Below are 8,808 nucleotides of genomic sequence, written 5' to 3'. Positions count from 1 at the left end.
TCCGGCGGCGTCCTTGCGCAGCCAGTCGTAGAAACGCAGCGAGTACAAGTACGGCGTGGCGCTCACCTCCAGGACGAGATTGCCCGCGCCCGAGGCGTGCGGGGTTCCCGCGGGGATCATGAACAGCTGGCCCACGGTGGCCGGATGGCTCTGGACGTGGTCCTCGACGGGCATCGGGGTGCCGTCGTCGATGGCATCCTCCACCTGGCGGCGCATGAGGTCCACGTCCGCGGCCTCGGTCAGCCCGAGCAGCACCTGCGCGCCCTCCTGGGCGGCCGTCACGTAGTACGTCTCGTGCTGGGTGTAGGGGTGGCCGAACACCTCACGCATGTACCGCTCCTGCGGGTGGAGGTGCAGGGAGAGGTTGCCTCCGCCCATGGTGTCGAGGTAGTCGAACCGGATGGGGAAGGACGTGCCGAACCGGCGGTGCACCGGCTCGCCGAGCATGTCCTCGGGGTGCCACACGCACAGGAGGGGGAAGGGCACCTCGACCTGCGGCCCGCCGTCCGCGCCGACGAGCACACCGGCCTCGGGGGCGATCAGCTCGTAGCCGAGGGCGGTGTTGCCCGCCTGGGGGGTGAAGCCCAGTTCGCGGGCGCCCCACTGGCCGCCCCAGGGCGTGGAGTTGAAGTAGGGGCGGGTGCGCACGGGACCGCGGGCGAGGTGCGCGACGGTGGCGCGCAGCACGTCGCCGCTCACGGAGGCGGGGGTGTGCGGATCCTGGAGGTCGAACCAGCGGTCGACGCCGGCCGCGACGGCGTCCCGGTGCCGATCGAGGACCGGCCAGTCCGTGTAGAAGAGGCGGACCAGGTCGCCCGGCGCGTCGCCGCGCCCCAGGTTCACGCCGACGGGTGTCTCGCCCCGGGCGATCGCGCCCTCGGCGAACCGCTTCGGCAGGTCCGCGTACCAGAGCACGTCGGGCCCGCACAGCGCGGCGCCCGGACCGAACACGACCGCGACGCCGTCGCCCGCGGGCCGTTCGGGACGGGGCACGATGTCGAAGAGGTCGCCGACCCGGGCCTCGGACAGCGGCGTGAAGAAGGGGTCGCCCGCGGGGACCGCGTCGGCGGGCAGCCGCTCGTGGGCCTCGGGGGCGTAGTGGCGGCGGACGTCCAGCGCGGTCGTCCCGCGGCCCGCGGCGCGCAGGCTTCCCGTGATGCCGTCGGCCAGGGCGTCCCAGTCGAGGGCGGCGGGCCCGTCCACGGCGAGGACCAGCGGGCCGGGCGCCAGTTCGGCCACGGCCGCGGCCCACCCGGCGACGACAGGGCCGCCGACGGGCTCGTAGCTGGGGTGGGGGTCGTACGAACGGGACGCGGGCACGGCAGCTCCTTGGTCGGGATCCATCAGTTGTTAACGTTAACAGCGTGCGGCTGAAGGAGTCCAGGCCTCGACGCGCACGCCTTGCGACGACAAGTGGCCCTCTGATCTGCGGCATTAAGAGAGGGCCGGCGAAGATCCCCACTTGGTACGGAGTGAACCCTTGCCGTTACTGAAATGGTGTCGTTAACCTTCCGGCAACGCGCACCGGGAAATCTCCCGGTGCTGTCCGGGTCCCCGCATGCCCTGTGGTTCACATCCGGCCATGCACGTGGCCCGATTCCGTGAAGGTGATCAATGTCAGCAACGGACAGGACTCCCCGCACACCCGCACCACTCGCCCGGCGCCGCCTCCTGGCCGGTATGGCCGCCGGCGCGGCCGTCCTGACCGCCGGGGGCTGCGCCCGCGGCGCAGGCACCTCCGCGCAGCCGGGCACCACCAGCATCTCCAACGACAACGCCACCTGGGACGACGGCTACCGCGCGGCCGGCCGCGCGCTGAAGAAGATCACCGGCTACGAACTCCGGCCCCTGTCGAACCCGTCGGTCACCTCGTACCAGCAGGTCGTCCAGATGACCCTGCAGACGTCGAAGGCCTCCGACCTCGTCAAGTGGGCCTCGGGCTACCAGCTCAAGCGGCTCGCGCGCGCCGGGGGTCTCACCGACCTCACGGGCGTCTGGGAGCGGTACGCCGACCGGGGGTGGCTGCGCCGCGCGTCGAAGGAGGCCGTGTTCTACCGCGGCAAGGCCTACGGCATCCCTCTGTACGAGTCGTACTACGTGCTCTTCTACAGCAAGCCGCTGTTCCGCAGGCTGGGCCTGAAGGCGCCGGCGAGCTGGGACGAGCTGATGCACTGCGCCGAGGTACTCCAACGCCACAAGGTGACGCCGTTCCTCGCCAGCCAGGTGGGCGGTTGGCCCGCCACCGAGTGGTTCCAGGAGTTCGTCAGCAAGGTCGACCCGCAGTTCTACCGACGGCTGGTCGCGGGCCGGGCCTCCTACACCGACGAGCCCGCCCGCCGGGCGATGGAGCTCTGGCACGACTTCCAGCGCAAGGGCTGGATGACGTCGCCGGACTTCGACCAGGCCCGCGGCCCCGGCGCCCTCAAGGAGGGCACCGTCGGCATGTTCCTGCACGGCACCTGGCAGGCGGCCGGCATGTCGGCCGCGGGCATCGAACCCGGCAAGGACTACGGCGCCTTCATCCTGCCCACGGTCCGCCCCTCGACGCCCAGGAGCGTCATCACGGAGTCCGGCGTCTTCGCCGTGCCCAGCCGGGCCGCGTCGCACGGGGCCGCGATGAAGAACGTGGGCGCCTGGCTCAGCCCCTCCGTCCAGCGGGTGTGGAGCGACTTCCTCCAGGACAGCTCGGCCAACCCGAAGGTGGCGGCGAGCAATCCGGTGGTGGCCGCGCTGCAGGGCGACATCGCCCGGGAGCACCGGCTGCCGCTCGTCCGCTACTGGGAGTCCGGTCCACCGAGTCTGATCCAGGGCAACACCGACGACCTGGGCGGGTTCATGGCCGGGCAGACCTCACCGGTCACCACGCTGCGGCGGATGCAGGAACGGGCACACGACGAATGGGCAGCCTGGAGGCGCGACGAAGCATGAGCACTTCACTCACCGACCGACGGCCTCCGGGCCCCGCGGGCGAGCCGCCCTCGGCCACCGGCGCGCGCCGCTCCGCACCGCCCGCACCGGGCCGCCGCAACCACCGTGAACGTCTCATGGCCGGCGGGTTCCTGGCCCCCGCGGTCCTCCTCGTCGCGCTGTTCCTGCTGGCCCCCTTCGTCTGGACCGTCTACCGGAGCTTCTTCGGCGACTCGCGGACCGCGCCGTTCAGCTGGTTCGACAACTACACGCTGTTCGCGTCCGATCCGGCGCTCTCGCGCTCGGTCCAGAACACCCTGATGTGGGTGGTCGGCACGGTCGCGCTGCCGTTCGTGCTCGGTCTGGGCATCGCGGTCATGACCAACGCCGGCCGCTTCTCCCGGCTCGCCCGGTTGTGCGTCGTCCTGCCGTACGCCCTCTCGGGCTCCGCGGTCGCGGTCGTGTGGAACTTCATGCTCACCACCGACGGTGCCGTCAACCAGATCCTCACCGGCGTGGGCCTCGACTCCTTCGCGCAGGGCTGGCTGCTCACCTGGCCCGGCAACACCGTCGTGATGATCTGCGCCAACGCGTGGCAGGCCACCGGTGTCGCCGTGATCCTCTTCCTGGTCGGCCTGCAGTCCATCCCGCCCGAGACCCTCGAGGCCGGCGCGCTGGACGGGGCGAGCAGCTGGCAGCAGTTCCGGCACATCGTCCTGCCGCAACTGCGGCCGGTCTCGATCATCATCATCGGGATGAGCCTCGTGAACGGGCTCAAGTCGTTCGACCTGATCTGGGTGCTCACGCAGGGCGGGCCCGGCCGCGCCACCGAGACCCTCGCCGTGTCCATGTACAACGAGACCTTCCTGGAGCTCAGGCCCGGCGCGGGAGCGGCGATCGCCGTCGTCCTCACCGTGATCGTGCTCGCCGCCTCCTGGCTCTACCTGCGCCGTCAGCTCGACGTGAAAGGCGGATGACCATGCATCTCGGACGGGTTCTGCGCACCGCCGCCGTCTCGGTCCTGGCCCTGCTGTGGCTGGTGCCGACGTGGCTCCTCGTGGTCAACGCCCTGGTCCCCGCGGACCGTTACTCCGGCAGCCCGCACTGGCTGCCGAGCGACTTCGCCCTCTTCGACAACATGACGCAGGCCTGGGACAAGGCCGAACTCGGCCCGGCCATGGGCAACAGCCTGCTCTACGCCGTCGTCAGCGCCGTCGCCGCAGCGGTGCTCGCGGGCTTCGCCGCGTTCGCGACGGTCATCATGCCCGTCCGCCACCGCACGCTGTGGTTCTGGCTCATCTACTCCGGCACGCTGCTGCCGCTCCAGGTCTTCATCCGTCCGCTCTTCCTGTCGTACGCCACATCCTCGCTGTACGACACACAGACCGGTCTCGTCCTCATCTACACGGCGATCGCGATCCCCTTCGCGTTCTTCGTGATGCGCAACTACGCCCTGACGCTGCCGCGCGAGGTCGTGGAGGCCGCGCGGATGGACGGTGCCTCGTGGTGGCGGGTGTTCTGGCAGATCCATGTGCCGCTGACCCGGTCCGCGATGATCGCCGTGTTCGTGTTCCAGTTCGTCGCCGTGTGGAACGACCTGATGTTCGGCATCACGCTCGTGACCAGCCGCAACATCCGGCCCGTCATGGCCGCGCTCGCCGATCTGCAGGGGAACTACTCGAACGTCGGGCCACCGATCGTCCTCGCGGGCGCCCTCCTGGTGTCGCTGCCGACCCTCGTGCTGTTCTTCTCCGCCCAGCGCTTCTTCATCAGCAGCCTCAAGATCCACCGCTGACCCCGCGCCTTCCCTCCACACCACCGCGAAGGGAACACCATGCCGCACTCACTGCTCCGCCGCGCCACCGTGTCCGTCGTCTGCGCCACCACGATGTGGGCCGCCGCGCCCTCGTACGCGGCGGCGAGCGACGACCGAGCCGTCACGTCGCAGCGCTGGGCCGACCGTGCCACCCAGGCCTACACCGCCCTGCAGACCCGGCTGTACGAAGGCCCCGCACAGCACGGTCTCTACCGGGAGCACACGCCGCGTCAGAGCGGCGACCGGGACCACTCCTACCTGTGGCCGTTCCGCGAGGCCGCCGCGGCCGCCGTCGACATGCAGGCCCTCCCCCGCACCGGCGACGCCTACCGCAGGGACGCGGCGCAGCGTTTCGACACCGCCGAGCTCTACTTCGCCGCGGGCGACCGCCCCGGCTACGCCTCGTACCTGCCCGCGCCGCTCGGCGAGGGCGGCGACATCTACTACGACGACAACGCCGTGGTCGCCCTGAGCCAGCTCGACCAGTACGAGGCGACCGGCGACGACCGGCTGCTGCACCGCGCCGAGCAGGTCGTCCCGGTCGTCTCCCGTGCCTGGGACGACGACCCGGCCAAGACCTGCCCGGGCGGCATGGACTGGTACGACGCTCCCGGCAACAACCTGCGGGCCACCAACGTCACCGCGCTGTCGGCCCAACTCGCCGCGCGCCTCTACGAACACACCGGCAAGCGCGGCTACCTCGACAGGGCCGAGCGCTGGTACGGCTGGGTCCACCGCTGCATGCGCACGGCCCCGGGCCTGTACGCCAACGACCGCGCGGACAGCGGCGAGGTCAACGGGACGCTGTGGACGTACAACTCGGGCTCCATGATCGGCACCGCCACCTCCCTCTACCGCTCGACCGGCGACACCGCCTACCTCGACAAGGCGGTCGCCGACGCACACGGATCCCTGGCCCACTGGACCGGGGGACGCCGGCTGCACGACCAGCCCGCGGTCTTCAACGCCTTCTACTTCAAGGACCTGCTCGACCTCGACGCGGTCCGCCCCGACCCGTCCTACCTCCGGGCCATGTCCGCGTACGCGGACAGCGCGTACGCCTCCAACCGTGACGACGCCACCGGCCTCTACCGCTTCCAGCCCTCGGGCGGCGGCGACTACGACCCCGCCGCCCCGGCCTCGACGCTCGGGCAGGCGGCCATGGTCCAGATCTTCGCCACGCTCGCCGACGCCACCCGCCCCGGTCACCGCTCCGCGCCCGGACGGCACACCCGCTGAACGTGACCGCCGCCCGCTCCGTACGCCCCTGCCCCGACACGAAGGACACGCACGCACCATGCCCCACGCTCCCCTCACCCGGCCGTCCTGGTGGGACTCCGACATCGCCCGCGACCTCCTGCGCAGCCGCGTGGCCACCACGGTCGCCCTCGGTGACCTGCGGGTGGACCTGTCCTGCGAGCCCCTGCTCCGGCGGGACGGCGCCGGCGGGCTCCTCCAGTCCGTCCGGCTGCGCGTGCACGGCGCCGCGGGGACGCCCGCCCGGCCGCGCCTCACCGAAGCCGTCGTCACGACGGCCGGCGGTACACCCGTCCCCAGCGAGATCCTGACCGGGCCGGGCGACGACGTGCGCCTCCTGGTGCCGGAGGTCGATGCGCCCACCCCCCTGCTGGTCGAGCTGCCCGAGCTGGAGCCGGGGACCCGGGTCGCGTTCGAGGTCCGGCCCCAGCGGCACTGGACCCTGCACCTGGTCCAGCACTCCCACCTCGACATCGGCTACACGGACCCGCAGGGCCGGGTCATGGCGGAGAGCCGCGCCTACCTCGACTCCCTCCTCGAACTGTGCGAGCGCACCGACGACTGGCCGGAGCCCGCCCGTTTCCGCTGGGCCGTCGAGGGCTTCCACTCCTTCCAGGACTGGCAGGCGAACCGTCCCCGCCGCCAGATCGACCGCTTCCTCGACCGGGTGCGCGAGGGCCGCGTCGAGTTGACCGCCCTGCCCTTCAACCTGCACACCGAGACCTGCTCGACGGACGAACTGCACGAACTGCTGCGCCCCGTCACGCGGCTGCGCGACGAGCACGGCATCGACATCCGTACCGCCATGCAGACCGATGTGCCCGGCCAGGTCGTCGGCCTGCCCGACGTCCTGTCGTCCAACGGGATCCGCTATCTGTCCGTCGCGCACAACTGGGCCGGGCGCGCCGTCCCCCACCACGTCGGCGGCCAGGACCTGCCCCGGCTGTTCCGCTGGGAGAGCCCGAGCGGCAGCAGCGTGCTGGTCTGGCGCACGGACACCCCGCACGGGCTCGCCTACATGGAGGGCTCCATCCTCGGCTTCGACGAGTCGTACGCCCGCGTCGACGACCTCCTGCCGGCCTACCTCGCGGCGCTCGCCGCCTTCCCCTACCCGCACGAGGGCCGCGGGATCCCCGGCTTCCCCGCGCTCGACCTGCCCGGCACGGCCGAACCCTACCCGTGGGACGTCCTGCACCTGCGGGTCCTGGGCAAGTTCGCCGACAACGGGCCGCCGCGCCGCATCATCTCCGACACCGTCCGCCGGTGGAACGACGAATGGGCCTTCCCGCAGCTGCGCGCCTCGCGCAACCAGGACTTCTTCGAGGACGCCGAGAAGCGGGTCGGCGACCGGCTGGAGACCTACCGCGGCGACTGGAGCGACTGGTGGGTCGACGGCGTCGGCGCGGGCGCGGCGCCGCTGGCCGCCACCCGCCGCGGGCAGGCCGCCCTCGCCGAGGCGCAGACCGTCTCCGGCTACGCGCACCTGCTCGGCGTGCCCGGGAGCACCGCCGTCACCGCGTCCGCGCCCGGGGTCTACCGCGCCGCCTCGCTGTTCAACGAACACACGTGGGGCGCGGGCGATCCCTGGACCCACGGGGACCACGGCCACGGGTCCGGCGAGAAGCAGTGGCACTGGAAGTACGCACAGGCCCTGCGCGCGCACGACGACGCGGAGACGCTGCTCGACTCCGCCGCGGCGCTGCTCGGCGAGGGCCTCGCCGGGCGGCCGGACGCCCTCGCCTCGTTCCACGTCGTCAACACGTGCAGCTGGGAACGGAGCGAGACGGCACGGCTGTTCCTGCCCGAGGCCACCGTCGCCCTCGACGCGCCCGTCGACGTCGTGGACGCCCGGACCGGAGCGGCCCTCGCCTGGACCGAGGAAGCGCAGAGCAACGAACGCCACCGGGCCGCCGGACGGTACCTGCTGGTCCCCCTCACCGCCGTGCCCGCGTGCGGCAGTGTGCGCCTGGACGTCCTGCCCGCCGCCGCGGCACCGTCTCGCGCCCGCCACGACTCCGTCGCGACGGACCCCACCGTCCTGGAGAACGACCACCTCCGGGTCGCGGTCGACCTGCGGAACGCGTGCATCGGCTCCGTGATCGACAAGCACACCGGACGCGAACTCGTCCGCCAGGACGCCGCCCTGGGTTTCAACGGCTACGTGTATGACGAGTACGCCACGGCCGGCGGCTTCAACCACCAGTCGAGCAAGACCGTCGCCGACGACTCGATGCATCTGCTCGCCTCGCGCACGACCGCGCCTCCCGCGGCGCTCGTCGACCGGAGCACGGACGCGACCGGCCACACGCTCGTCTACGCCTGCACCCCGGCCGGCACCCGCCGTATGCAGGTGACCGTGCACCTGCCGCACGACGCCGCCCGGATCGACCTGGAGAACCGTCTCGACAAGGACGCGACGCTGACCAAGGAGAGCGCGTACTTCGCGTTCCCCTTCGCCCTGGACGAGCCGGCCGTCCGTATGGAGGCGACCGGCGGAGTGACCGGCGACGGACTCGAGACGGTACCGGGGTCGGCCGCGCACATGCGGGCCGTCCGGCGCTGGATCAGCCTCGCCGACCGGAGCCATCACGCGGCCCTGGCCACCACGGACGCGCCCCTCGTCCAGCTCGGCGGCATCGCCGTCCCGTACGTCCCCTATCCGCAGTCCCTGCCGCAGCACGAGCCGGGCACGGTCTACTCGTGGGTGCACAACAACATCTGGGACACCAACTTCCCCTCGCAGCAGGCCTTCGACCAGGTGTTCCGCTACACGATCGGCTTCGCCCAGGCGGGCGGCCCCGCCGCCGGACCCGAGCAGCTGGCCATGC

The 8,808-nt window shown here is 71.9% G+C and carries 6 protein-coding genes; 5 read left to right on the top strand and 1 reads right to left on the bottom strand.

What is annotated here, in order from left to right:
- On the bottom strand, positions 1-1,320 hold a 1,320-nt coding region (locus GTW43_RS17780; protein WP_161303001.1), incomplete at its 3' end, for a class I mannose-6-phosphate isomerase.
- A gap of 294 nt (positions 1,321-1,614) precedes the next feature.
- On the opposite strand from GTW43_RS17780, the gene GTW43_RS17775 reads away from it, so the two are divergent.
- From GTW43_RS17775 to GTW43_RS17755, 5 genes are all read left to right on the top strand, one after another.
- Positions 1,615-2,928, top strand: coding sequence for an ABC transporter substrate-binding protein (locus tag GTW43_RS17775; RefSeq protein ID WP_161303000.1), 1,314 nt, complete (start codon positions 1,615-1,617; stop codon positions 2,926-2,928).
- Positions 2,925-3,884 carry a sugar ABC transporter permease gene (locus GTW43_RS17770; protein ID WP_161302999.1) on the top strand — a complete coding sequence of 320 codons (960 nt, stop codon included), beginning with the start codon at positions 2,925-2,927 and terminating at the stop codon, positions 3,882-3,884. Before GTW43_RS17775 ends, GTW43_RS17770 begins: the two co-directional genes overlap by 4 nt.
- Entirely contained in the window at positions 3,881-4,702 is an 822-nt protein-coding gene (locus GTW43_RS17765) for a carbohydrate ABC transporter permease (protein ID WP_161302998.1), read from the top strand. Before GTW43_RS17770 ends, GTW43_RS17765 begins: the two co-directional genes overlap by 4 nt.
- 39 nt (positions 4,703-4,741) lie before the next feature.
- A complete protein-coding gene (locus GTW43_RS17760) occupies positions 4,742-5,962 on the top strand; it encodes a glycoside hydrolase family 76 protein (RefSeq protein ID WP_161302997.1) in 1,221 nt (406 codons plus the stop codon).
- A gap of 58 nt (positions 5,963-6,020) precedes the next feature.
- Positions 6,021-8,808: glycoside hydrolase family 38 C-terminal domain-containing protein (locus GTW43_RS17755; protein WP_161302996.1), on the top strand; the 2,788-nt coding region annotated here is incomplete at its 3' end.

This window comes from Streptomyces sp. SID5785 (assembly GCF_009870065.1).
Taxonomy (GTDB): Bacteria; Actinomycetota; Actinomycetes; order Streptomycetales; family Streptomycetaceae; genus Streptomyces.
This window is presented reverse-complemented; position numbering and strand designations above follow the sequence as displayed.

Coding starts and splice junctions, on each gene's coding strand:
- GTW43_RS17770 (WP_161302999.1), top strand. CDS start 2,925: ATGAGCACTTCACTCACCGACCGACGGCCTCCGGGCCCCGCGGGCGAG.
- GTW43_RS17760 (WP_161302997.1), top strand. CDS start 4,742: ATGCCGCACTCACTGCTCCGCCGCGCCACCGTGTCCGTCGTCTGCGCC.
- GTW43_RS17765 (WP_161302998.1), top strand. CDS start 3,881: ATGACCATGCATCTCGGACGGGTTCTGCGCACCGCCGCCGTCTCGGTC.
- GTW43_RS17775 (WP_161303000.1), top strand. CDS start 1,615: ATGTCAGCAACGGACAGGACTCCCCGCACACCCGCACCACTCGCCCGG.